General features: G+C 63.8%; 22 protein-coding genes. 10 read left to right on the forward strand and 12 right to left on the reverse strand.

Going from position 1 to position 22487, the window contains the following annotated elements; genetic code table 11:
• Positions 1 to 70: 70 nt before the first annotated feature.
• Entirely contained in the window at positions 71 to 619 is a 549-nt protein-coding gene (locus AC1DUN_RS16340; protein WP_477714868.1) for a gamma-glutamylcyclotransferase, read from the reverse strand.
• 120 nt (positions 620 to 739) lie between these two features.
• On the opposite strand from AC1DUN_RS16340, the gene AC1DUN_RS16345 reads away from it, so the two are divergent.
• The 4 genes from AC1DUN_RS16345 (at position 740) to AC1DUN_RS16360 (ending at position 9848) form a co-directional block, all read left to right on the forward strand.
• Positions 740 to 1327: an OmpA family protein gene (locus AC1DUN_RS16345; RefSeq protein WP_477714869.1), complete on the forward strand. Its 588-nt coding sequence runs from the start codon at positions 740 to 742 to the stop codon at positions 1325 to 1327.
• 207 nt (positions 1328 to 1534) lie between these two features.
• Positions 1535 to 3352, forward strand: a complete 1818-nt coding sequence (gene edd / locus AC1DUN_RS16350; RefSeq protein ID WP_477714870.1) for a phosphogluconate dehydratase — start codon at positions 1535 to 1537, stop codon at positions 3350 to 3352.
• Positions 3343 to 4005 (forward strand): bifunctional 4-hydroxy-2-oxoglutarate aldolase/2-dehydro-3-deoxy-phosphogluconate aldolase, encoded by a 663-nt coding sequence (eda, locus tag AC1DUN_RS16355; protein ID WP_477714871.1) that lies wholly within the window; start codon positions 3343 to 3345, stop codon positions 4003 to 4005. The genes edd and eda overlap by 10 nt, the downstream gene beginning before the upstream one ends.
• A 98-nt stretch (positions 4006 to 4103) precedes the next feature.
• The gene (locus AC1DUN_RS16360) at positions 4104 to 9848 is read left to right on the forward strand and encodes an alpha-2-macroglobulin family protein (protein WP_477714872.1); all 5745 of its coding nucleotides are present in this window, start codon (positions 4104 to 4106) and stop codon (positions 9846 to 9848) included.
• A 41-nt stretch (positions 9849 to 9889) separates the two neighbouring features.
• Here the strand turns inward: AC1DUN_RS16360 and gloA are convergent, their stop codons facing one another.
• The 7 genes from gloA to AC1DUN_RS16395 all read right to left on the reverse strand — a co-directional run bounded on the left by gloA (position 9890) and on the right by AC1DUN_RS16395 (position 14334).
• A complete protein-coding gene (gene gloA, locus AC1DUN_RS16365) occupies positions 9890 to 10300 on the reverse strand; it encodes a lactoylglutathione lyase (protein WP_477714873.1) in 411 nt (136 codons plus the stop codon).
• A gap of 150 nt (positions 10301 to 10450) precedes the next feature.
• Entirely contained in the window at positions 10451 to 12169 is a 1719-nt protein-coding gene (locus AC1DUN_RS16370; protein ID WP_477714874.1) for a hybrid sensor histidine kinase/response regulator, read from the reverse strand.
• A 111-nt stretch (positions 12170 to 12280) separates the two neighbouring features.
• A complete protein-coding gene (locus AC1DUN_RS16375) occupies positions 12281 to 12625 on the reverse strand; it encodes an N-acetyltransferase (RefSeq protein WP_477714875.1) in 345 nt (114 codons plus the stop codon).
• Between the two features lie 23 nt (positions 12626 to 12648).
• Complete coding sequence (locus AC1DUN_RS16380) at positions 12649 to 12948, reverse strand: hypothetical protein (protein ID WP_477714876.1); 300 nt, start codon at positions 12946 to 12948, stop codon at positions 12649 to 12651.
• Between the two features lie 199 nt (positions 12949 to 13147).
• Complete coding sequence (locus AC1DUN_RS16385; RefSeq protein ID WP_477714877.1) at positions 13148 to 13564, reverse strand: DUF6691 family protein; 417 nt, start codon at positions 13562 to 13564, stop codon at positions 13148 to 13150.
• A gap of 9 nt (positions 13565 to 13573) precedes the next feature.
• Positions 13574 to 14008, reverse strand: coding sequence for a YeeE/YedE family protein (locus AC1DUN_RS16390; RefSeq protein ID WP_477714878.1), 435 nt, complete (start codon positions 14006 to 14008; stop codon positions 13574 to 13576).
• Positions 14005 to 14334: an ArsR/SmtB family transcription factor gene (locus AC1DUN_RS16395; protein WP_477714879.1), complete on the reverse strand. Its 330-nt coding sequence runs from the start codon at positions 14332 to 14334 to the stop codon at positions 14005 to 14007. The genes AC1DUN_RS16390 and AC1DUN_RS16395 overlap by 4 nt, the downstream gene beginning before the upstream one ends.
• A gap of 81 nt (positions 14335 to 14415) precedes the next feature.
• On the opposite strand from AC1DUN_RS16395, the gene AC1DUN_RS16400 reads away from it, so the two are divergent.
• Both AC1DUN_RS16400 and AC1DUN_RS16405 read left to right on the forward strand, forming a co-directional pair.
• Entirely contained in the window at positions 14416 to 15291 is an 876-nt protein-coding gene (locus AC1DUN_RS16400; RefSeq protein ID WP_477714880.1) for an MBL fold metallo-hydrolase, read from the forward strand.
• Positions 15292 to 15523: 232 nt separating this feature from the next.
• Positions 15524 to 16249 (forward strand): purine nucleoside phosphorylase YfiH/LACC1 family protein, encoded by a 726-nt coding sequence (locus AC1DUN_RS16405; protein ID WP_477714881.1) that lies wholly within the window; start codon positions 15524 to 15526, stop codon positions 16247 to 16249.
• A 30-nt stretch (positions 16250 to 16279) separates the two neighbouring features.
• Here the strand turns inward: AC1DUN_RS16405 and AC1DUN_RS16410 are convergent, their stop codons facing one another.
• The 3 genes from AC1DUN_RS16410 to gcvA all read right to left on the reverse strand — a co-directional run bounded on the left by AC1DUN_RS16410 (position 16280) and on the right by gcvA (position 18369).
• Positions 16280 to 16741, reverse strand: coding sequence for an NUDIX hydrolase (locus tag AC1DUN_RS16410; RefSeq protein ID WP_477714882.1), 462 nt, complete (start codon positions 16739 to 16741; stop codon positions 16280 to 16282).
• 12 nt (positions 16742 to 16753) lie between these two features.
• Positions 16754 to 17272, reverse strand: coding sequence for a GNAT family N-acetyltransferase (locus AC1DUN_RS16415; protein WP_477714883.1), 519 nt, complete (start codon positions 17270 to 17272; stop codon positions 16754 to 16756).
• A 209-nt stretch (positions 17273 to 17481) separates the two neighbouring features.
• Entirely contained in the window at positions 17482 to 18369 is an 888-nt protein-coding gene (gene gcvA / locus AC1DUN_RS16420) for a transcriptional regulator GcvA (protein ID WP_477714884.1), read from the reverse strand.
• A gap of 66 nt (positions 18370 to 18435) precedes the next feature.
• Between gcvA and AC1DUN_RS16425 the strand changes: the two genes are divergently transcribed.
• Positions 18436 to 19569, forward strand: a complete 1134-nt coding sequence (locus AC1DUN_RS16425; protein ID WP_477714885.1) for an MFS transporter — start codon at positions 18436 to 18438, stop codon at positions 19567 to 19569.
• A gap of 67 nt (positions 19570 to 19636) precedes the next feature.
• On the opposite strand, the gene AC1DUN_RS16430 is transcribed toward AC1DUN_RS16425, so the two are convergent.
• On the reverse strand, positions 19637 to 20182 hold the full coding sequence (locus AC1DUN_RS16430; protein ID WP_477714886.1) for a PaaI family thioesterase: 546 nt from the start codon (positions 20180 to 20182) through the stop codon (positions 19637 to 19639).
• A 48-nt stretch (positions 20183 to 20230) separates the two neighbouring features.
• Here AC1DUN_RS16430 and AC1DUN_RS16435 point away from each other — a divergent pair, with 48 nt between their 5' ends.
• Genes AC1DUN_RS16435 through AC1DUN_RS16445 form a run of 3 tightly spaced genes read left to right on the forward strand, consistent with a single transcriptional unit; the run spans position 20231 to position 22477 of the window.
• Positions 20231 to 20707 (forward strand): MarR family winged helix-turn-helix transcriptional regulator, encoded by a 477-nt coding sequence (locus AC1DUN_RS16435; RefSeq protein WP_477714887.1) that lies wholly within the window; start codon positions 20231 to 20233, stop codon positions 20705 to 20707.
• Positions 20700 to 21977 (forward strand): MFS transporter, encoded by a 1278-nt coding sequence (locus AC1DUN_RS16440; RefSeq protein ID WP_477714888.1) that lies wholly within the window; start codon positions 20700 to 20702, stop codon positions 21975 to 21977. Before AC1DUN_RS16435 ends, AC1DUN_RS16440 begins: the two co-directional genes overlap by 8 nt.
• A 26-nt stretch (positions 21978 to 22003) precedes the next feature.
• The gene (locus AC1DUN_RS16445; protein WP_477714889.1) at positions 22004 to 22477 is read left to right on the forward strand and encodes a MaoC family dehydratase; all 474 of its coding nucleotides are present in this window, start codon (positions 22004 to 22006) and stop codon (positions 22475 to 22477) included.
• Positions 22478 to 22487: the final 10 nt, after the last annotated feature.

Here is a 22487-nt window from a genome sequence, read left to right on the forward strand (position 1 = left end):
AGCGTTGGTCGGTAATGAAAGAGGCCAACTGTAGGCCGCATGGCCCGCGCTGGCAAGGACGAAACCGTTCCTAGCCGTTAACCAGCGCCAGCAGCTTGCCCAGCGCATGGTCGTGAATACCCAGGGTTTTCAGCTTGTCATACGTCAGTTGCGCGTATTCGCGCGTGGTGCCGTAGCGTCCGCAGGAATCCGAAAAAATCCGCCGGTACACGTCTTCGCTGAGCACGCCGGTGTGGCTGGGGCTGCGTTTGGACAGCGTGAAGGCCAGGGCGCGCACATCGCCTTGCGCGGTCTGGCATTGCAACCATTTGGGGTCGTACACGCCGTTGGGCATCTCGCGCTTCCACAGGGCGGGCAAGGCGCCTTCCACCTGCGCCCGCGGGATGCGAAATGCCATGCCCTTGCAGCTGCCGCCGTGCAGCAGGCCGAAGACCAGGCCCGGGCATTCCGGCGTGCCGCGGTTCACGCGGCTCCACATCTTGAGCGCGCGGTGGTAGCCGTGGATGGTGGCGAAGCGCTCTTCCGCATGCTCAAACTCCGGCCGCCAGATCAGGGAGGCGTAAGCGAATATCCACAGATCACTCTTGCCGCCCCATTCGCGCATGACGGTCTCCAGCATGTGATCCGGGTTGCGTGAAACGGAAATGGCGCTTGGGGCCGCTTGCTTGGCTGAATTTTCCACAGCCGCACTTTACAATGGGCCGAATTTTTGTGACGGCTTATGTGACGGGAGTGGGCAATGTTTTCTCAGGACGATGAAGGCCAGCAGGGCCTGGTGTTGGCGCTCGTTCTGGGCCTGATTGTTTTTGTCACCACCTTGGTCATAGGCATCAGCCTGTATCGGCTGCATCGCGGCGAGCCCGCCGGACCGCCCGCAGTTCCCGCCCTTGCGGCCGCCGCGCAAGCCCCGGTACCGGTCGCTTCCGCACCGCCGCCAGCCGCAATCCTTCCCGATGTCAGCCAGGCGATACAGGCCTCCCAGGTTTCGCAAGCCGCGGCCGATGCCGCCAGCGTGAAGGTCGAGCAAGGCGTGGTGCGCTTTTATTTCGCTTCCGGCCAGGCCGAACTGGCCGCCGGCGCGGTGGATGCCATGACCGACCTGGTCAAGGCGGCCAAGGGCGGCCGCACGCTGGTCATTTCGGGCTTTCATGACGCCACGGGCGACGCCGTCAAAAACGCGGCCCTGGCCAGGCAGCGTGCCATGGCCGTGCGTGACGCGCTCAAGGCCGCGGGCGTTCCCGAGCGGCAGATCGAGCTCAAGAAACCCGAACAGCTGGCCGGCGGCAACGACGCCGAGGCGCGCCGCGTCGAGATCTCGCTGCAATAAGCTGCCGGGTGCCGTTCGGCGTAGCGGACCGCTGACAAGCGCAAAGGCGCAGGGCTGACGCCCGGCGCACCGCCTCGCGGGCAGAGTGTTTGGTAACCGTACCGTAACCACACTGGCGTGAAATGGCCGGTAACCCGTTACCATAGAGTCAGTAATAAAGTTACGGCGACCCGGTGCCCCGCCACCCAAACTTCATAAAGCCCCACCATGGCCCTTCATTCCAAAGTCTCAGACATCACCGCGCGTATCGCCGCGCGCAGCCGTCCCACGCGCGAGGCCTACCTCGCGCAATTGCATGCGGCTTCCACGCGCGACCCCGGCATGGACCGCATGGGTTGTGCCAACGTGGCGCATGCCTTCGCAGGCATGCCACTGGACGACCGCTTCAAGGTGGTGACGCAGCGCGCGCCCAACATCGGCATCGTCACTGCCTACAACGACATGCTGTCGGCGCACACGCCTTTGCAGGCCTATCCGGCTTTCATCAAGGACGAAGCCCGCAAGCTGGGCGCCACGGCCCAGGTGGCCGGCGGCGTGCCCGCCATGTGCGACGGCGTGACCCAGGGCACCAGCGGCATGGAACTCAGCCTGTTCAGCCGCGACGTGATCGCCATGGGGACGGCGATAGCGCTCTCGCACGACATGTTCGACGCGGCGCTGATGCTGGGCGTGTGCGACAAGATCGTGCCGGGCCTGCTGATAGGCGCGCTGCAGTTCGGCCACCTGCCCACGGTCTTTGTGCCGGCCGGGCCCATGACCTCCGGCATCCCCAACAAGGAAAAAGCCCATGTGCGTGAGCAGGCCGCGCAAGGCCTGGTTGGCCGTGATGCCTTGCTGGATTCCGAGTTCAAGTCCTACCACAGCCCCGGCACCTGCACCTTCTACGGCACGGCCAACAGCAACCAGCTGCTGCTCGAAGCCATGGGCCTGCATGTGCCCGGCACCGCCTTTGTGAATCCGGGCAACGCCCTGCGCGAGGAACTCACGCGCGAGGCGGCGCGCACCGTGCTGGGCATCGTCAAGGCCAAGCGTTTCGCGCCCATAGGGCTCATCGTCGATGAGAAAGCCATCGTTAATGCCATGGTCGCGCTGCTGGCCACGGGCGGCTCCACCAACCACCTGATCCATTGGGTGGCGGTGGCGCATTCGGCCGGCATCGTGATCGACTGGAATGATTTTTCCGACCTCTCCGACGTGGTGCCCACGCTGGCCCATGTCTATCCCAACGGCAGCGCCGACGTGAACCAGTTCCAGGCCGCGGGCGGCCCCGGTTTCATCATTCGTGAGTTGCTGGACGCGGGCTTGATGCATGAAGACGTGCTTACGGTGCGCGCGGGCGGTATCCGCGAATACACGCGCGAGCCGGCGCTGGCCGGCGTGGCCCTGGCCTGGCATGAGGTGGGGGCCTCCAAGGACGAGGCCATCGTGCGATCTCCCGCCAAACCCTTTAGCGCCACCGGCGGCCTCAAGCTGCTGCGGGGCAACCTGGGCCGCAGCGTGATCAAGGTCTCGGCCGTGCCCGACGACCGCCATGTGATCGAGGCTCCCGCCCGGGTGTTTGATTCGCAGGAAGCCCTGCACCTGGCCTTCAACGCCGGAGAACTCAACCGCGACGTGGTCTGCGTGGTGCGCTGGCAGGGCCCGCAGGCCAACGGCATGCCCGAACTGCACAAGCTCACGCCGCCGCTGGCTGTGCTGCAGGGCAAGGGCTTCAAGGTCGCGCTGGTCACTGACGGCCGCATGAGCGGCGCCTCCGGCAAGGTGCCGGCCGCCATCCACGTGTCGCCCGAAGCGGCCGCCGGCGGCCCGCTGGCCAAGGTGCGCGACGGCGACCTGGTCCGTGTCGATGCCGTCGCCGGCGAACTCAAGGTCTTGGTGGCAGAGGCGGAATGGGCCGCCAGGCCCGTGGAAACCATGCCCGCCGAATTGCGCGCAGGCAATGCCGTCGGCATGGGCCGTGAATTGTTTACCGGCATGCGCCGCCACGCGCTGACGGCTGAAGAAGGAGCTTTATCGTGGATGTGAACATCAAGCCCGGCGGCAAGCTGACCGCCCTGCAGGTGATGCAGGATGCACCGGTGATACCCGTCATCGTGCTGACCGACGTGAAGCAGGCGGTGCTGCTGGCGCGCGCGCTGGTGGCCGGCGGCATACGCATGCTGGAAGTCACGCTGCGCACGCCGCAGGCCCTGGCCTGCATCGAAGCCATCGCGCGCGACGTGCCCGAGGCCGTCACCGGCGCCGGCACGGTGCGCAGCGCCGCCGACGCCCAGGCCTGCGCCATGGCCGGCGCGCGTTTTGCCGTGAGCCCGGGCTACACACACGCCGTGGGCCAGGCCTGCCGGGATGCCGGCCTGCCCCTGCTGCCCGGCGTGGCCACCGGCAGTGAAATCATGATGGCCCAGGAAGACGGCCTGACCGAACTGAAGTTTTTCCCGGCCATGCAGGCGGGCGGCCCGGCCATGCTCAAGGCCTGGAGCGGCCCCTTCGGCGACGTGCGCTTTTGCCCCACGGGCGGCGTCTCCACGGCCAATGCCGCGGAATTTTTAAGCCTGCCCAATGTGGTCTGCGTGGGCGGCTCCTGGCTCACGCCGGCCGACGTGCTGGCGCGCGGCGACTGGGCGCAGGTGACGGCGCTGGCGCAGCAGGCTTCGCAGTTGCAGCGCCACGCCGGCTGAGCGGCTGCGGCTTCGCGGCGGTCGGCGGCTGGCTGCCGATGAAAAGGAGGTATGCGGCAGGAATTGGTTAGTATCCGTCGACTACCAAGGACCTCCGCATGTTTGCTTCCGCTGTGCGCCATGGCGCCGTGTTTGTGTGTCTGGCCCTTGCCGCCGTGGCGGCTTCAGCCCAGCCGGAGGGCGCGCCTTCCGTGGAGAGCTTCAGCCCGCAAGGCGAAATACGCGCCCCGCAGCAGATAGCGGTGCGCTTTAGCCATGACATGGCGAAGCTGGGCGAGGCCGATGCGAGCCCGCCCCTCGTCCTGAGCTGTGTAGGCACGGCGCTGCCTGCCCTCACCACGCGCTGGGTGGATACACGTCGCTGGGTGGCCGAGTTCAAGACGGCACTGCCCGCCGGGGTGCGCTGCCAGGCGCAATTGCGCGAAGGCCTGCAATCGCTTGCCGGTACCGCGCTCCGCGAGCCGCGGCAAGCCTGGAACTTCACCACGGGCGGGCCCAAGGTGGACTGGTCTGAACCAGCCGAGGGCGCCCGCATCAAGGAGGACCAGGTTTTCCTGCTGCATGCCAGCGCCGCGACAAGCCGCGATGCTTTGGCGCAGGGCCTGCGCTGCGTCGTCGGTACTGCGCAGCATCCCATCAAAGTGCTTCCGGTCGAACGAGCACGCGAGGAATACCAGTCGGCCGCCCAGCGGCGGCGCTACCAGGTCCCGCGTTTTTCGGAAACAGACACTTTTGCGGTCAGCTGCGCGCAGCCGCTACCAAACGGCGCATCGGTGAGGCTGTTGTGGGGCAAGGAGATTGCCTCGCAGCAGGGTGTGAGCAGCCGCGACGATCAATCGCTGAGCAACTACACCGTGCGCCCGCTGTTCCGTGCGGATTTGCGCTGCGTGCAGCTCGATGCGACGGAAGGTTGCGACCCGCGGCAGCCCATCCGGGTCGAGTTCACCGAGGATGTGGCGCTGGCCTCACTGAACCAGGTCGTGGTCCGGGACGCCGCTGGTGCGGCACTCCCCGTCAAGGTGGAGCGCAGCTGGATCAGCCAGGACCAGGGCCGTTCGGTGGCCACCGAACGCTCGCCCTCCATCCCGGTGCCGGCGGAAAACTCGGTGCTTGTGGTGACCCTGCCCGAGGGTTTGACCGATGTCGACGGCCGAAGCCTGTCGAACCGGGATGCGTTTCCCCGGCGCGTGAAGATGTCCACGCTGCCGCCTTATGTGGGTTTTGCGCAAGGCAGCGGCGTGCTGCCCTTCGAGGCCGGCAAACCCGCGCTATGGCCGCTGGCGGTGCGTCGCACCGAGAAAGCCGTGCCGGTGAAGCTGATGCGCATTGGCGGCGAGAGCCTGGACCGCAAAGCGGCGGGTGATGCGCTGGCGCTGCGCGCGGCAAGCTCGGCAAGTGCCCTGGCCTTGTGGCGCAGCATGCAGGACTGGCCGCAGACCTATGGGACACCGCCGCGGCCCTATCCGGTCAGTGCGCAGCAGCACAGGGACTGGGCGGCCACCAGCCTGCGGAACGTGCCCACGCAGGGCGCAGCGATGGAATTCGTGCCGCTCACCCTGACCGAACCCGGCTTGTACCTGGCGGAGGCCCACAGCAGCGCGTTTGCCGATCAGATGGCCGGCGCGGCGGACGCGCCCGGCGTGGAGCAGCGCCGGCCCCAGCAGCGCGCGGCCCTGATCGTGGTGACCAACCTCAACATCAGCACGCGCATAGGCCACGGCGGCCAGTCCCTGGTCTGGGTCACTGCGCTGGACAGCGGCCTGCCGGTGGCCGGCGTGTCGGTCGACGTGATGAGTTGCAAGGGCCGGGCGCTGGCCCAGGGAGACACCGATACGAACGGCCTGCTCAAGATCAGCGAGCCGCTTACCGAGCTACCACCGGCCGATACCTGCGCGGATCGCTACGGCTACGGCCGGGACCGGGTCCTGGTGGTCGCGCGCAAGGGCAAGGACCTTGCCTTGCTGGTCGACGACAGCGGCAGCTATCGCTACAGCTATGGCAGCCTGTCGAGTGTCGGCCACACCATCCTGGACCGCATGCTCTTCAAGGCGGGCGATACGGTCCATATGCAGCACCTGGTGCGAAAGCGGCTTGCCGGCGGCTTCGAGAACTTCCCGGCCGGTACGGGCAAGGTCGAACTGCATTTTGAGCGCGACCTGGTGGCTTCCCTGCCGCTGGCCTGGGATGCGGCGGGCCAGGCGCTCAGCCAATGGACCGTGCCGGCCAATGCCAGGCTGGGAATCTACAGGGCCATTGTGACGGGCCCGGATGGCTCCACCCACAGCACGCATTTTTCGGTGGAAGAATTTCGCGCACCGGTGTTCGAAGCCGGGCTCAAGGGGAGGGCCGTCTGGCACGCCGGAAAACAAAGCCTGCCGGCGAAGCTGAATCTTGCCTTCATGGCCGGCGGCGCGGCGGCGCAGCACAAGGTCGAGCTTCAGGGCCGCTATATGTTGTATGCGCCGCCACCGGTGCCGGACTATAGTTTTGCCGACGTGCTGTTGCCGAAGGCGTGGGAACCGCCTTTCAAGTCCATCCCGTCACGGCTCGATGCCAAGGGTGCAAGGCTGCTGCTTGTCGAGCCGCCGGTGTTCGATCGTCCCGCCACGCTGTTTGCCGAGATGAAGTTCGCCGACCCCAACGGCGAGGTCCAGACCATCGCGCAAAGCTTTGTTCTCTGGCATTCGGACACGCGGCTCGGTGTACGCGTCATGCCCCGTCTCGATGTGGAAAAAGGGACGGCCGTCCCGCTTGTGCGCGGCCTGGTTCTGGACGCCGATGACAAGCCGCTGGGCGGGCGCAAGCTCGCCGTGTCCGTGCAGCAGGCCCGGCAGATCTATGAGGGCGGCTCCAGGATTGAGCTGGCCGGCAACGAGCAGGCGGTCTGCGCGGCGCAGACGGACATCAAGGGCCAGATCGAGTGCGATGCTGTCGCGATGCCGCCTTTGCCTGAGCCGCGCGAACGCGCAAGTTCAGGCTGGCTGTTTCGCATCCAGGGTAGCGACAGCGCCGGCAAGGCGATCACCAGCAGCGTGTTCGTGAGCCAGTACGAATTGCATCCGCGCAACGAGCAGTTGCTGGCGCTGGCCGGTGCGCAGCCGGTGGATGCGGCGCAGCCCGCGCAGATATCGGTGCGCGCGCCCTTTCTGCCGGCGACGCTGCTGCTGACCGTCGAGCGCGAAAGCGTGCTCGACACGGCCGTGTACACGCTGACGCAGCCCGTCACTACGCTGCCGATCTCCCTGCGACCTGAGCAGGCCCCGAATGTGCAGGTCCACGCGCGCTTCATGCGTGGCCTGCCCGATCCGGTGGAGGGCAAGGCGCAGCCGCTTGCAAACAACGCGGCATTGGACATCCGTATTCAACCCACGGTGTTCGCGCTGGACGTCAAGGTCGAACCCGGGAAGGCTGTGCTGCCACCGCGCACGGCCGTGACCGTGAAGGTCAGCGCCGTTCAACGCAAGGACCAAAGCCCGGCGGCGGGCGCGAAGCTCACCCTGGTGGCTGTCGACGAAGCCCTGCTGGCGCTGGTCCCCAACCCCAGCTGGAATCTGCTGGGCGCCATGATGTACCAGCGCGGCATTCAGGTCCATGGTTCGGGCCTTGAAACCCAGCTGGCGCGCTCACTGAGCTTTGGTGCACAGCCCGGCTTCTGGCCCAATGACGACCGGGGACGTTCTGTGATTCCCGCGCCGGTTCCCGCTCCCGCCGCCATGATGAGAGGCTCCGATGAGGGCGGTGAAGGCGTCAAGGCGCGCAGCCAGTTCAGCACGCTGGCGTTCTGGAGCACCGAGCTGGTGCTGGACGCGCAAGGCCAGGCGCTGGTGACCGTGCCTTTTAACGACAGCCTGACACGTTGGCGCATCGTCGCCGTGGTGCAGCAGGGCGCGCAGCAGTTCGGCACCGGGGAAGCCGGCGTGCAAACCACGCAGCCGGTGCAGATTTTTTCGGGGCTGCCGCCAGTGGTGCGCAGCGGCGACCGTCTGGTCCAGCAGGTGACTGTTCGCAATGGTGGGCCTGCGGTGGTGTCTCTGCAACTCAAGGCCCGGGTCGCGCTGAAGAGCGGCACCGTGGCGGCGAAAGCAAAAACCATTGCCGCGGATCGCACGGTCCGCCTGGCGCCGGGGCAGTCGTTGCCGGTCTCCTGGAGCATGGCCGTGCCGCAAGGCGCGAGTGCGCTCGCCTGGAGCATCTCGGCCGCCACCCCGGACGGCCGCGTGGCCGATTCCATGGATATTGAGCAGGCCGTGCTGCCGGCGCTTCCCGTGACGGTGCGGCAGGCCACGTTGCTGCAGGTCAAGGGCCAGGCCAGCCTGCCGGTGGTGGCGCCGTCCAACGCGCAGCCGCAGTCGGCCGTGGTCGGCGTCGCCTTGCGGGACAGCCTGGTCGACGCATCGCTGGCCGAAGTGCGGCAATGGATGGCCGCCTACCCCTATGCCTGCCTGGAGCAGGACAGCAGCAAGGCCGTGGTGGCCGGCGATGTGAAGGCCTGGGATGCGCTCATGAGCGATCTTCCGCGCTACCTGGACGCCAACGGGTTGGCCCGGTATTTCCCCGAAAACAGCCTGGCCGGCAGCGAGACGCTGACCGCGCACTTGCTGGACGTGGCCGCCGCCAAGGGCTGGGCCATCCCGTCCGCTTCACGCACGCGCATGCTGGCGGGCCTGCAGCAAATCCTTCTGGGCCGGCTGCCCGGCCAGGACTGGATGCCCAGCGGCGACAACGTGATTGCCAGGCAACTGTCCTTGCAGGCCACGCTGATCGAGCAGCGCATGCTGAGCAACACGGCGGCGCTGCCGGTGCGCCCGGAAGACCCGGGCAGCCTTCCCACGGTCGCGCTCACCGACTGGGTGCGTGCCTTGTTGGCGCAGGCGCCGGAATCGCGCTCCAGGGCCGACCTGGATAACGCCGCGGCGCTTTTGCGCAGCCGTTACGACGTGCAGGGAACACGCCTGAACTGGCGCAATGAAGAGCGCGAGAACTGGTGGTGGTTTATGTGGAGCGGCGACCTGGCGGCCGCGCGCACGGCGCTGGTGCTGCAGCAATGGCAGGCTGTAGACCCGGGCTGGAAGGATGATGTGCCGCTCGTCATCACGGGCCTGACGGGCCGCCAGCGGCAGGGGCGCTGGTCGACCACGGCGGCAAATGCCTGGGCCACGATTGCCCTGCAGCGCTTTGCCGCAAGCACTGAGAAGGGCCCCGTCAACGGAAGCACGCAAGTAAGCCTGGCGGGCGAGGCGAAAGCGGGCCGGACATTGGCGTGGCCCAAGCCGCCCGAGGCCCTGCTGCCGCTGGAGCCGCAGCGCGGTGGTGACAGGCTGCTCATCACCCACCAGGGCAGCGGCGCGCCCTGGGCGACGGTGAGCATCAAAGCTGCGGTGCGGCTCGACAAACCCCGGAACGCCGGCATGCAGGTCGAAAAAACCATCACGGCCGTGGAGCAGAAGGTCAAGGGGCAGTGGTCGGTGGGCGACGTGGCGCGGATACGCCTGACCATGCATTCGCAGGCCGACCTGACCTGGGTGGTGGTGTATGACCCCGTGCCTTCGGGCGCCACGATACTGGGCCGGGGCCTGGGGCGCGAAAGCGCGTTGGCCCAATACCACCAGAACACCGGCAGCGGTGTGTGGCCCTCCTATGTGGAGCGCGCTGCGGACAGCTACAAAGGTTACTACCGGTGGGTTCCTCACGGAAGCTGGAGCACGGAGTACACGGTTCGCATCAACAACGCCGGCGAGTTCAGGTTTCCGGCAACACGGCTGGAGGCCATGTATGCCCCCGAAATTTTCGCGGAGACGCCGAACGCGGAGTGGGTCGTCAAGGAAGGGCCTGCGCGACGCTGATCAGGCATGAGGGCGCTGCGACAGCGCCCTCAGCCGGCTTCCTAACGCAGGCCCGCGCCCGAAGCGTTCTCGGCGCGCTGGATCAATTCGATCTTGTAGCCGTCCGGGTCCGTCACAAAGGCAATCACGGTGGTGCCGCCCTTCACGGGGCCGGCTTCGCGCGTCACATTGCCGCCCGCAGCCTTGATTTTTTCGCAGGCCGCATACACATCCGGCACGCCCAGCGCGATATGGCCGAAGGCCGTGCCCATGTCGTAGCTGTCGGTGCCCCAGTTGTAGGTCAGCTCGATTTCGGCATGTTCGGGGTTATTGCCGTAGCCGACAAAAGCCAGGCTGTATTTGTACTCGGGGTTTTCCGAGGTGCGCAGCAGCTTCATGCCGAGAACCTGGGTGTAAAAATCAATGGAGCGCTGGAGATTGCCAACGCGCAGCATGGTGTGTAGGAGTCGCATAAGACGATGGCCTGGTGATTCGTGGTTTGCCCATTGTCGCCAATCTTGGCTTCCCTTGCAGGCTGCTCCTGGGGGCAGGGGCTGCGGCGAGGTCTACCTCAGGCGTCTTCCCGCTGAAAAGGGCTTTGCCGTATTGAAATATTGCGCGAGCTACTGTGTTGCCGCCAGCGCCTCCAGCATTTTTCCTCGCAGCGACTTCATGTCTCCATTTTTCAGGATGTAGCCGTTCATGCCCGCACTGAGGGCGGTTCTGACATCAAGCTCATCGGAGTTTCCGCTGAGTGCAAGGATAAAAATGCCCTGATGCTCCCAGTCCCGCGAACGGATCGCTTTTGTCGTTTGCACGCCATCCAGGCCTGGCATATTCATGTCCATCAAAATCAAGTCGACAGCCGGCGTATTGTTCAAATGGGCCAGAACCTGGCGTCCTCCTTCGGCCTCCAGCACTGTCAAGCCCCAGTCTTTCAGGCAGTCGCCGACCATCAAACGGTTCAGTTCGTCGTCTTCGGCCAGTATCACGGTTTTTCCTTCCAGGGTATCGCTTGGGATGACCGGTTTGGCGGCGGGGAGTACTGGCGCTTGCAAGGTCTCGGGAGCCTTGCTTATCCCGGTCTGCGGCGCCACCGGGAAGGTGAGCGTGAATTGTGTGAATTCACCCTGCACGGACTCGCAATGGATGTCACCCCCAAAGCTTTGCATGGTCCGTTTGCAATAAGAGAGCCCAAGGCCCGTCCCTCCGGCTTTTCCCGAAGTCATGAAGGACTCGAACAGGTGAGCCAGAACCTCCTTGGAGATACCGGGCCCCGTGTCCCTGACGATGACCTTGTGATCGGCCACCGTCAGCACGATGGTCCCGTCCGGCCTTTGCTCGAGGTAATAAAGCGCGTTTTTGATCAGGTTGAAGAGCACAAAAACGTAGGGGGTTTCATCGCCATAAAAAACGAAATCCTTGACGACACGCACCGTGACTCTGTCGCGCAGATTGCCAAAATCATCGCGGACGTTTCGCTCGATAAAACTGTATTCATCCACTGCCTTTTGCGTCGCCTTCGCGGCGGATAGGTATTCAAACTTGCTGCGGTCCACCGTGCTGGACTTGAGCGATCCAAGAATCAGGTCAATCACCTGGTGGCCCCTGTGCACCGCAATTTCACCCATGTTGACGTACTGGCGCATACGGGAAACGTGCTCGGCGGGGATGGCTGTGTCCGCGGCAGGCAGCATCTCCCCGATGCTTTCCAGGCTCATCCTGGCTTGTCCCAATGGATTGCGCATTTCGTGGGCAATCGAGCCGGCCAGAGAGTTCGCAATACGCAGTTTTTCGGCATCGATCTGCCTTTCCGAGAGCTTGAACGCTGCACCGCCTATGAGAATCAACAGGTACGCGGGAAGTTGAGCCACCATGTCCATGGGCACCGCCGGATGAGGCGTGATGGAGGTGTAAAGCAGCGTTGCCGCGCCTCCCCCGATCAAGAGCATGACAATCGTATTGCGCCAGTCGGTCAGCATGACCAGGAAACTCAGCGCGATGAAACAATTGGAGATCGACGGGATGCCTCCGTGCCGCATCAGCGACAGAAATACATTGGCAAACGGGAGGCAAAAAATCAGCGCCCAGTAAGAGTAGGGCAAGTAGTATTTTTTAAATTTTTCGGGCCAGTGGCTCCTCATGGCCAGCACGGTAAACAGAACAACAACAGGCAGCCGGATTGCAAGATCGTCGTAGGGGCGGGGATTCGGTTTCGTGAACCGTATCAGGTAAAACACCACATAGGTCAGCGCACCGATGATGCCGATGTATTTGAGCAGCGGCCTGCCGTGCGCATGGTAGGCCTCGTAGTAGCCAAAGAGCTTTTTGAACCAACCCATGTTTTTTTCAACTCCCCAGGTGCACAAAGCCCTTTGAGCCAGGTGCCGGTTTTTTCGGTGCCGTGCGAAAGAGCGCCGTTCCTTATAACAGCAGCCCCCGGAGCTTGAGTATCAGCATGCCGATGCTTTCAGAACATCCGAGACCCGTCCACGCATCAGAACATACGACCCGTCCGTTCCATCGACCCGCAAATTGTTGACGATGGTGGAGAGCCCGAAACGCCTGTACAGGCGGCTCAGCACGGGCGAGCAAGAGGCAAAGAGGTATTGCCCATCGGTATGCTGGGCGAAATACGAAACGCCTAGAAATACGCATCTCTTCACGAGATCGGGGCCACCTCGGTAGTCGGGATTCAATACAAGGCGCCCGATTTCCCAGCTGCTTTGGCAGGATTCCGGGTCGACCAATTGTCTCTGCGCCAGCAGCTTTTCAAGTGATGTCAGCCCCTTGTGCATGGGAACCAGTCTTAAGGTGCCGATTACGGCCCGACGGACCTCGAACGCAAACACCAAACCCAATTCGTCTCTTTTTTTTCTTGTTCAAAGAACTGCTCGTTACGGCATCCGGACGGCAGCTTGATGTGGTCGCGGAGCCCCTGTACTTTTTCCAGTTTTGATGCAGTGTCCAGATGGGACAGCGTGATTTCCTCGATGAAATTTTCCTGCTGGGGTGAAACAAAGGGATATCCCCCGTGAGGAAAAATGGCTTGCGGAGCATCCAGGGGCTGGCGCAGAGCTTGAAAGGCGGCCGGTGCGTGGTGGTTCATGGAGGTCGTCATTGCATCACTTCTTTTTTTGATGTTCGCGCAGTCTATGCGCCGTGCAAGCTTGAATCAAGCTTTACCCTGCCAGATATGACAGGGGTCCCCGCTTATTTCGCTTGAAAAAGGGTTCGAACCAAAAAAAAGACGCTAAATTGTCCGCATGCGGACAGTCAATCGGGTGCCTGGCCCAGGCGGTGTAGCTGCGCACTGCGGGCTACGGTCGTCGCCTTTCGAGCAACTCGAAGATCGCCATGCCGGCCAGCATGGCCAGCACAAACACCGCGGCTTTGGGTTCTCCCATGCCCAGGGCCACGAGGCCCGGGCCTGGGCAGAATCCGGCCAGCCCCCAGCCCACGCCGAAAAGCAGGCTGCCGGCCACCAGCCTGCGATCGATGCGGCCCGCAACCGGCAACTTCATCTCGGCGCCCAGTAGCGACAGCCGCCGTTTTTTGGCCAGAAGGAAGGCGAAGAAACCCACGGCGATGGCGCCGGCCATGACAAAGGCCAGCGAAGGGTCCCAAGGGCCGGCAAGGTCCAGGAAGCCCAGCACCTTGGCCGGATTGGCCATGCCCGAGACGATCAGGCCCAGGCCAAACACCAGGCCGGCCAGCAGGGAGGACAGCATCAGCATGGCTTTCTCCTAAAACCTGAACAGGTGGCGCGCCAGGAACACCACCGCAAAACCCGCGCTCATGAAGATCACAGTGGCCACCAGCGAACGCGGCGACAGCCTTGAAAGCCCGCACACGCCATGGCCGCTGGTGCAACCCGCGCCGTAGCGCGTGCCTATACCCACCAGCAATCCGGCGGCGGCCAGCACGCCATAGCCGGCATCCACCTGCACACGCGGCAAGGCCGAGAACGCGGCGTAGGCCCATGGCGCGCCTATAAGCCCGGCGACAAAAGCCACGCGCCAGCCGACGTCGCCGTGCACCGGTTTGAGCAGCCCGCCCAGAATTCCGCTGATGCCGGCGATGCGCCCATTGAGCAGCACGAACATTGCCGCGGCCAGGCCTATGAGCAGGCCGCCCGCCAGCGCGGGCCAGGGTGTGAAGGTGTTCCAGTCCAGGGTCATGGTGTACCTCCTTGAGGGCAGTAGAGCCGGTAGAGCAGCGTCAGGATTTCCAGCGTCCCGGGTTCGGCTACGCTGTAATAGATGTTCTTGCCTTCACGGCGCGGAGTGATCATGCCTTCATTGCGCAGTACGCCGAGTTGCTGGGACAGCGTGGGTTGGCGTATGCCCAGGTCCTGCTCCAGCTCGCTCACGCAGCGCTCGCCCTGCGAGAGCTGGCAAAGCAGCAACAGCCGGTCTTCATTGGCCAGCGCCTTCAGCGCGCCCACGGCTTGCGCGGCAGCGTTGCGAAGTTGCCCGGTGTCTAAAACTGGAGGGGATGATTTCATGGCCATGCGCAGGGATGTGTTCAATATTATATAAAAACATATAATGTAGGGGTGCGCGCCTTGAATGAAAGAACCCGGTCCATGCAAACCCCGCTCAATCCCCAGGCCTTTTTTGATCCCGTGACCGGGACTGTCACCTATGTCGTGGCGGATCGCGGCACGGGGCAGGCGGCCATCATCGACCCGGTGCTCGGTTATGACTTCAAGTCGGGGCGCACCAGCACGGAGCTGGCTGACCACGTGTTGGCCTATGTGGAGCAACAAGGCCTTCACGTTGGGTGGATTCTGGAAACCCATGCGCACGCCGACCATCTGTCGGCAGCCCATTACCTGAAGGCGCGCACCGGCGGCAAGATTGCCATTGGCGAACACATACGCGCCGTACAGTCCACGTTCAAGAAAATCTTCAACCTGGAGCCTCTATTCGCACCGGACGGCAGCCAGTTCGACCACCTGTTCAAGGACGGCGAGACATTCGCGATAGGCGAGGTGGAGATGACCGCGCTGCACGTGCCCGGGCACACGCCGGCGGACATGGCCTACCGGGCGGGTGACGCGGTGTTTGTGGGCGACACGCTCTTCATGCCTGACGTGGGAACAGCGCGCGCGGACTTCCCGGGTGGCGATGCCCGCCAGTTGTACCGCTCCATCCACAAGCTGCTGCAGTTGCCGGCGCAAACCCGGATTTTCGTCTGCCACGATTACCCGCCCGGCGAGCGCATGCCGCAATGGGAAAGCACCGTGGGCGAGCAGCGCAAGGCCAACATCCACGTGCGTGACGGTATTTCTGAGGATGCTTTTGCGGCCATGCGCGCGGCAAGGGATGCCACGCTCGGCATGCCCACGCTGATGCTTCCCTCCATCCAGGTCAATATCCGCGCGGGCGACTTGCCACCGCCTGAAGGAAACGGTGTCAGCTATCTCAAGATTCCGGTCAACGCGTTGGGGGTTGCCTAGTACCTCATCGACGCGCTGGCACCCTTTTGTTCTTCGGCGGATACCAGAGCGAGATCGCATCGGTTCGCGCAGAAGCGTCCGGCCCACATCGTCATTGTGGTTTGTTAGGACAAACTCCCCTAGCGGGGATAGCCAGGGGTCTTGGCTTTTCCTCGCTGGCCCCGTATTGATACAGTAACTCCGGTAACTACTGGCTTGTGGCTCGGATCCAATTCATCAGTCATCGAAAACCGTGAATGCCGCGATTGCAGGATGTTATGTACTTCCAGATTGGAGCGCCAAATTGCTTGTCAGCCCTCTACTGTCAAAAATCCAAAATATCCATCACGGCTTCGGCAACATGGCAGAGCCCTTGCCGCAATTCGCGGCTCCGTACTGGAATGACCGCCCTGTCAAGACGCAAGTCCACGGTGTGCGGATTTGCACCGTCCACGAAAAGAGAAGTGAAGCAGGGGAAGCCGACGGGCTTTTTACGGCAACGGCCAATTTATTGCTGACGCTTGCCAACGCGGATTGCTTTCCGGTCTTGCTGGCGCGCTCGGATGGCTCGGCCGTCATGGCAATTCATGTTGGCTGGCGAGGGACCTTGGGTGGCATCGTGAAGGAGGCCGCGGACCTGATATCCAGGAGCGGGGATCACCCTGGAAACTGGGTCGCGGCACTTGGGCCAGGCGCGCACCCTTGTTGTTATGAAGTCTCTGCGGAATTGGTCGAAAGATTTGCCGCCAGATTTCCCTTGCCCAGGCACATGATTGAACCCACCCATCGGAAACTGAATCTTCCGTCATTGATAGGGTGGCAGTTGCAGGCGTGTGGGTTCGGCGCGTTCTCGGATGTCAACGCGTGCACCATTTGCAGCACGGTGATGGACGAAAGAGGAAACGCGCAGCCACGCTTTCTCAGCTACAGAAGGGGCTGCGGAAAATCCGTTCAACGATCCGTGATCGTCAGGGTGTAATTGTGGGCGCCGGGTGATTGAAGGAAGGGCTTACGCTTTCGCATCATTGAGCGCCCGAAAAGCAGCCTGGGCACATTGCGCGTTATTGGCAAAGGTGAGCAACGCGAAGGCTTGCGCCTCGCTGCACCAACAAGATGCCTTGTGCTCGTGCGAGAGCTTGGGCTGGATTTGTTCCGGAACTATCGCGTAGAAAACCTTTTCCCGCACCTGCGCCGGCTCCGGTCCGTAGGTTTCACGCCATTCCGGCCTGATGGGGAAAACCTGCTCGAAACCGGTGTCGCTTGCGGACGAGAGTTTGATGGCGGTTTCTTCAAGCACTTCGCGAATCGCCGCTGCCTCGTAGGACTCCCCCGGTTCCAGTGCGCCGGAAATGCCCTGCCAGAAGTCCGGCAAGCCGAGTTCCGGCCGCGCGTTGCGTTGAAGCAGGAGAATTGACCAGGCTGATCCCTGCCTGGCAACAAGAAACACCTGGACGGAGAACGGGAGCCTCATCTGGGCATTGTGCTACGAGGCCAGGATGGCCCAGCGCTCGTGGTCTCGCCAGCGGCCGCCGATCTTCAGGTAGCGCGGTGAGTACCCTTCTTGCGTGAACCCGCAGGAAGCGACCAAGGCGATTGAGGCTGCGTTCGCCGGCTGGATATTCGCTTCCAGGCGGTGAAGCTTGAGTGACCTGAACGCATGGCCCATGGCGGCCTGCAGTCCCTGGCGCATGAGGCCTTGCCGTTCATGCCCCGCGAAGGCGTAGTAACCAAGGTAGCCGCTGCGAAACAAACCCATCACGATATTTGTGACGTTGATGACACCTACCAAAGCGTGGGTGTCGCGGCGGCAGACGAGCAAAGCGCAGTTGGCAGGCAGGCTCATGCGCTCGATGTAGGCGCGAAACAGGGCCGGTGTGTCGGGCGGGGCTGTCCATGGGTGATGAAGCCTGCGGCTTGCCTGTACCGCGGAAAGAAATGCGCGCTCATCGGCAAGGGCGGGGTGGCGAATGTAAATGGCGGCGCTCAATGCAGGTGTATTCATGGGGTGTTGTTGGGATCCGGGTTGTGGGTTGGGAAGCGGCATACCTGAAGAATGATGTTGTTCTTGGGTTGGAGCAGGCTGGGACCTCCGTTTCCCCCGGCATTTGCCTCAGTTCGATCTCCAGCAGCCCGCGGATCTGCGCCATGGGAATGTCGTGGCTCGCAGCCTGAGTTCAAAGACGCAGGGAACAAGCGGCGGGCTTGCTGGGCCTATCGTGCGGTTTTCATTTCTTCCATGAGCCATTGCACAAAGCATTCCGTCTCGGGTGTTGCACCCGGTGCGAGGCCAAAGTAGTGGCGGCTCAGCGCCATCCGCAATTCAGGCAAAGGGCAGGTCAACCGTCCCGAAGCGATGTCGTGGGCGATCAGGGTTGTCGGTGCCAGCGCGAAACCCAGCCCGTCGACGGCTGCCTGAAGGACAAAATGCAGGTGCTCGAACTGCAGGCAGCTGGCGGGTTCCAGCTCGGGCGCATTCACATGCTTTTTCCAGTTGCTCCAATCATTGCCGCGCGATTTCGACAGCAGCAAAACGTGGGAGGCCAAGGATTGCGGATCGGTGACCGGGCGATGGGCGAACAATGCGGGAGATCCAACGACCAGGACCTCGTCCTCCAGGAATGGGCGAATCTGCATCGCCTGCGGCCATCCCTTGGTGCTCCGCCGGATGGCAAGGTCGAATGCCTCAGGCGCTTGATCCGGTGCCAGCGTGCTGGTCATCATCTGCAGTTCGATGTCCGGGTGCTTTGCCACGAACCCGGGTAGCCGTGGAATCAGCCAGCGCACGGCGAAAGTAGGCCTGACGTTAACCCTCACTGCGCGCGATGGTACCCGCGCCCTGAGCGATTGGGCCGCTTCGCCGATTTGATCGAGCGCGGGCCCGGCCTGCGCATGGAACTGATGGCCGGCCGCCGTGAGGTGGACTTGCCGGGTTTTTCGTTCGAACAGGTCCACGCCCAGAAAAGCTTCCAGCGTCTTGATCTGGCGGCTGATGGCGCCGTGTGTGACGTGCAATTCAAGGGCCGCACGGGTGAAGCTCAGATGCCGCGCCGCTGCCGCGAAAGCACGGACCGCATTCAACGGAGGTAAGCGGGGCGACATGCGTGTCATTTTCTCACACGTGCTGCGCACGAATATCGTTTGTCGGGAGTGGCGACGACGCGCACCATGCGGTCCATGAAACAGCCCATTGCCCCTGACCCGGACCGCAACTCACGCCATGCCGCCATGGCGCTCGGGCTGTCACTTCCGGGAGACACGGTGCTCTACCTGCTGTTGCCGATGTTCGCGCCCGCGTTTGGCGTCACCTTGCCCGAAGCGGGCGTTCTCCTGGCCGCGAATCGCCTCGTGCGCATCGCCGGTTACGGCATGGTGGCGAAGTTTTATGCCCGCAACGGCGAGAGGCTCACCTGCTCCCTGGCGGTGATGGCGGCCGCGGTATGCGCGCTGGGTTACGCCACATTCACGGGATTCGTCGCTTTGCTGCTCTTGCGGCTTCTGTGGGGCCTGGCTTTTGCCGCGCTCAACCTGGCCACGCAGGCCTTGGCCACCGCCGAGCCGGAAGGTGCCGCGCGCCGGGCGGGGCGATCCCGCGCGTTTACGGCCTTGGGGCCCATGCTTGCATTGCCCTTGGGCGGTGCGTGTGCGCTCTGGCTGGGCCCCAGAGTCATCTTTTTTGTGTTCGCGGCTGTCGCGGTGGTCGGGCTGCTGGTTACGCTACAGCTCCCGACCGCCCCCCATGGTGAGCCGCCGGCCACAAAAAAGGCCAGGTTCCCGGGCAGCCTCGATACCTGGTCGTTCATTGAAGGCCTGGTGCTGGACGGCCTGTTCATCATCGGTTTGTCTTATCTGGGCCGTGACCTGTTGCCGGGCAATCCGGTCATCGTGGCAGGCCTGCTGCTGTCGGTCCGCTACCTGGCGGAAATTCTCCTGGGTTCCGTCGGCGGCCGCATGGCCGAGAAATACGGCATCGAGATTCTGCTGGTGGGCCTTTCCGTGCTGACCTCCGCGGCCCTTGTGGGTTTTGGCTTCGGCTGGCTGTGGACGTGTTCGCTGGTGATCGTGATCTTGCGTGCCTTGCTGTTGCCGCTATTGCCGGCGCTGGTGGCGCTTCGTACACCGGGACCCGGACGCATACAGGCCCTCGCCACGCGTTCGGTCTGGCGGGACATGGGCGCGGGCATGGGTCCTGTGCTTGCCGGCCTGCTGTTACCGGTCGCGCCACCTGAATGGATCTACGGCGTCTGCGCCTTTCTTCTGTCATGTGCGGCCATTGCCTGCTTAAGACCGGGCCGTGACTGAAAACGCATCGGATATCACACCCTTCTTTCAATCCGCCCGGCCCGGCATTGCGCGCGCTTGGCCGGTGCTATTTCTGTGGCACTTCAAACACCAGGCAGGTCGTGGTCGCATGCGCATACAGCTTGCCGTCCGGGCCCACGATGCGGCCCTCGGCCGTGGCCAGCTGGCGGCCGCAGTGGATCACCGTGCCTATGGCGCGCAGCGGCCCGGTCTTGTGCGAGGCGGCGCGCACGATGTTGATGCTCAGTTCGGCCGTGGTGTAGGCCCGGCCCGCGGGCATCATGGTGTGCACGGCGCAGCCCACGGCGGAATCCAGCATCGTGGCGTACCAGCCGCCGTGCACCGTGCCCAGCGGGTTGTAGTGCTTGAGCTGCGGCGTGCCCTGGAACACGGCCTTGCCGGGCTCGATCTCGATCAGCGCGAAGTCCAGCGTGTCGGCGATATGGGGGTAGGGCAGCTTGCCGGCCAGCATGGCGGTCATCACTTCCATGCCGGTTTTGCCGGCCACCTCTTCGGGCCGTGCCAGGCCCGGCCTGCCGCCGCCGCCTTCCATGCGGGCGCGCACCGCGGCGCTTTGTTCCATCCATTGAGTCAATGTGTCTTGTGGGGTCATGTTGTTCATAAGTATTGCATATGCAATAGTTGTAGCTACAATCAAATTATGAACGAGAAAAACCGCCTGTCAACCCAGGCCGAGCTCAAGGTGCAGGGCTGCACCAACCTCAAGCTGCGCCAGCTGATGCGCCGCGTTGCGCACCACTATGACCTTGAAATGGCCAAGGCGGGGCTGAAGACCACGCAGTATTCCCTGCTGAGCTATGCGCTCAAAGGGCCCATGCGGCCCGGTGAACTGGCGCGCGACATGAAGATGAGTGCTTCCACGCTGACGCGCAACCTCAAACCGCTGATAGACGCCGGATGGATTGAGCTCACCGCGGGCAGCGACGCGCGCAGCCGCACCGTGGTGCTGACCGCCGCGGGCCGCGCCAAGCGCGATGAGGCACGCGTGCACTGGAAAGCCGCGCAGGTGCAGCTCAATGCGCTGCTGGGCGTCGAACGCGTGCTGGCCCTGCACACACTGGTCAATGAATCCCTGGAACTTTTGTCCCCCATTGAATCCGGAGCTGATGATGAGTAATCCCGAGCCTTCCCATCCCGCCGCCCCTTCCACCGCACAGCCGGCCCGCCGTATCGCCATATGGCTGGTGCTGCTGGCTGCAGGCGGCACCTTTGCCCTCACCATGGGCGTGCGCCAGACCATGGGCCTGTTCCTCTCGGCGCTCAACACCTCGACCGCGCTGGGCATAGGCAGCATCAGCCTGGCCTTCGCCTTCGGCCAGCTCTGGTGGGGGCTGACGCAGCCCTTTGCCGGTGCGGTGGCTGACCGTATTGGCACGGGCCGCGTGATCTTTCTAGGTGTGGTGTTGGTGGCGATTGGCACCATCATCACGCCGCTGATGACCAGCACGGCCGGGCTGATCTTTGCCATAGGCGTGCTTGCGGCCGGAGGCGCCGGCATGGCCGGCCCCTCGGTGCTGATGGCTGCCAGCACGCGGCTGGTGCCGCCGGAAAAGCGCGGCCTGGCGACCGGTATCGTGAATGCAGGCGGCTCTTTCGGCCAGTTCGCGATGGCGCCGATTGCCATCGGCCTCACCGCCGCTGTCGGCTGGGCGAGTGCGATGCAGTGGCTGGGCGCGCTGGTGCTGCTGGCGGTGCCGGCGGTACTGGTTCTCAAAGGCAATTCGAACGCGCTGGCAGCGCAAGCCGCGGCGTCGTCGGGCGTGAAAGCGCTGAGCGCGCGCCAGGCCATCAGCGAGGCTCTGGCCACACCCAGCTACCGCTACCTGGCCGCGGGTTTCCTGGTCTGCGGTTTTCACGTTGCCTTCCTGGCCACGCACCTGCCCGGCGTGGTGGCGGCCTGCGGCTTGCCGCCGGAAGTCGGCGGCTGGTCGCTCGCGATGATCGGCCTCTTCAACATCGTCGGCAGCCTGGGCATGGGCTGGGCCGTGGGCCGCTGGCGCATGAAGTCGCTGCTGGCCCTGCTGTATGCAACGCGCGGCCTCGCGGTGCTGGTATTTTTGCTGGCGCCCAAGACGCCGGCCGTGATGCTGATATTCGCGGCCGTGATGGGCGTGACCTTTCTCTCGACGGTGCCGCCCACGGTGGGCCTGGTCGCCAAGATGTTCGGCACCACCAATATGGCCATGCTGTTCGGCGTGGTCATGCTGTCCCACCAAGTCGGTGGTTTCCTGGGAGCCTACCTGGGCGGCTATGTCTTCCAGGTCACCGGTAGCTATGATTGGGTCTGGTACATGGACATCGTGCTGGCTGCGGGTGCTGCGCTGGTGAACCTGCCGATACGCGAGGCCTTGCTGCCGCGGCAGATGGCGGCCAAGGCCGCGGCCTGAGTACCGCCTCAAAAAGAGAGGAATGCATGGGCAATATTTCTGAAACAGGCGTTCCGGAACTCCGTTATCTCGACGACCTGAAGGCTGGTGACCGTTTCGTCAGTGGCGAGCATGCTCTTGATGAGGCGCAGATCACCTCGTTCGCCGCGCAGTTTGATCCCCAGCCGTTTCACCTGAGCGATGAAGCCGCCAGGGCCACGCTGTTTGGCGGCCTGGCGGCCAGCGGCTGGCACACGGCGGCCGTCACCATGCGCCTGCTGGTCGGCGGTGGTCTACCGCTGGCCGGCGGCATCATTGGCGCGGGCGGTGAAATCAGCTGGCCCAAGCCTACGCGTCCCGGCAATGTGCTGCATGTTGAGACCGAAGTGGTGAGCGTGACGCCCTCCGCCTCACGGCCGGACCGTGGCCGGGTCGTGGTGCGCAGCCAGACGATCAACCAGCACGGCGAGGTGCTGCAGCAGTCCGTCTACAAGCTGGTGGTTCCGCGCCGGCCTGCTTAACGGGGCAAGG

It is taken from the genome of Polaromonas sp. P4_F6 (genome assembly GCF_056401275.1).

Coding starts and splice junctions, on each gene's coding strand:
- AC1DUN_RS16340 (WP_477714868.1), bottom strand. CDS start 619: ATGCTGGAGACCGTCATGCGCGAATGGGGCGGCAAGAGTGATCTGTGG.
- AC1DUN_RS16345 (WP_477714869.1), top strand. CDS start 740: ATGTTTTCTCAGGACGATGAAGGCCAGCAGGGCCTGGTGTTGGCGCTC.
- edd (WP_477714870.1), top strand. CDS start 1,535: ATGGCCCTTCATTCCAAAGTCTCAGACATCACCGCGCGTATCGCCGCG.
- AC1DUN_RS16360 (WP_477714872.1), top strand. CDS start 4,104: ATGTTTGCTTCCGCTGTGCGCCATGGCGCCGTGTTTGTGTGTCTGGCC.
- gloA (WP_477714873.1), bottom strand. CDS start 10,300: ATGCGACTCCTACACACCATGCTGCGCGTTGGCAATCTCCAGCGCTCC.
- AC1DUN_RS16370 (WP_477714874.1), bottom strand. CDS start 12,169: ATGGGTTGGTTCAAAAAGCTCTTTGGCTACTACGAGGCCTACCATGCG.
- AC1DUN_RS16375 (WP_477714875.1), bottom strand. CDS start 12,625: ATGCACAAGGGGCTGACATCACTTGAAAAGCTGCTGGCGCAGAGACAA.
- AC1DUN_RS16380 (WP_477714876.1), bottom strand. CDS start 12,948: ATGACGACCTCCATGAACCACCACGCACCGGCCGCCTTTCAAGCTCTG.
- AC1DUN_RS16385 (WP_477714877.1), bottom strand. CDS start 13,564: ATGCTGATGCTGTCCTCCCTGCTGGCCGGCCTGGTGTTTGGCCTGGGC.
- AC1DUN_RS16390 (WP_477714878.1), bottom strand. CDS start 14,008: ATGACCCTGGACTGGAACACCTTCACACCCTGGCCCGCGCTGGCGGGC.
- AC1DUN_RS16395 (WP_477714879.1), bottom strand. CDS start 14,334: ATGAAATCATCCCCTCCAGTTTTAGACACCGGGCAACTTCGCAACGCT.
- AC1DUN_RS16400 (WP_477714880.1), top strand. CDS start 14,416: ATGCAAACCCCGCTCAATCCCCAGGCCTTTTTTGATCCCGTGACCGGG.
- AC1DUN_RS16410 (WP_477714882.1), bottom strand. CDS start 16,741: ATGAGGCTCCCGTTCTCCGTCCAGGTGTTTCTTGTTGCCAGGCAGGGA.
- AC1DUN_RS16415 (WP_477714883.1), bottom strand. CDS start 17,272: ATGAATACACCTGCATTGAGCGCCGCCATTTACATTCGCCACCCCGCC.
- gcvA (WP_477714884.1), bottom strand. CDS start 18,369: ATGTCGCCCCGCTTACCTCCGTTGAATGCGGTCCGTGCTTTCGCGGCA.
- AC1DUN_RS16425 (WP_477714885.1), top strand. CDS start 18,436: ATGCGGTCCATGAAACAGCCCATTGCCCCTGACCCGGACCGCAACTCA.
- AC1DUN_RS16430 (WP_477714886.1), bottom strand. CDS start 20,182: ATGACCCCACAAGACACATTGACTCAATGGATGGAACAAAGCGCCGCG.
- AC1DUN_RS16435 (WP_477714887.1), top strand. CDS start 20,231: ATGAACGAGAAAAACCGCCTGTCAACCCAGGCCGAGCTCAAGGTGCAG.
- AC1DUN_RS16440 (WP_477714888.1), top strand. CDS start 20,700: ATGAGTAATCCCGAGCCTTCCCATCCCGCCGCCCCTTCCACCGCACAG.
- AC1DUN_RS16445 (WP_477714889.1), top strand. CDS start 22,004: ATGGGCAATATTTCTGAAACAGGCGTTCCGGAACTCCGTTATCTCGAC.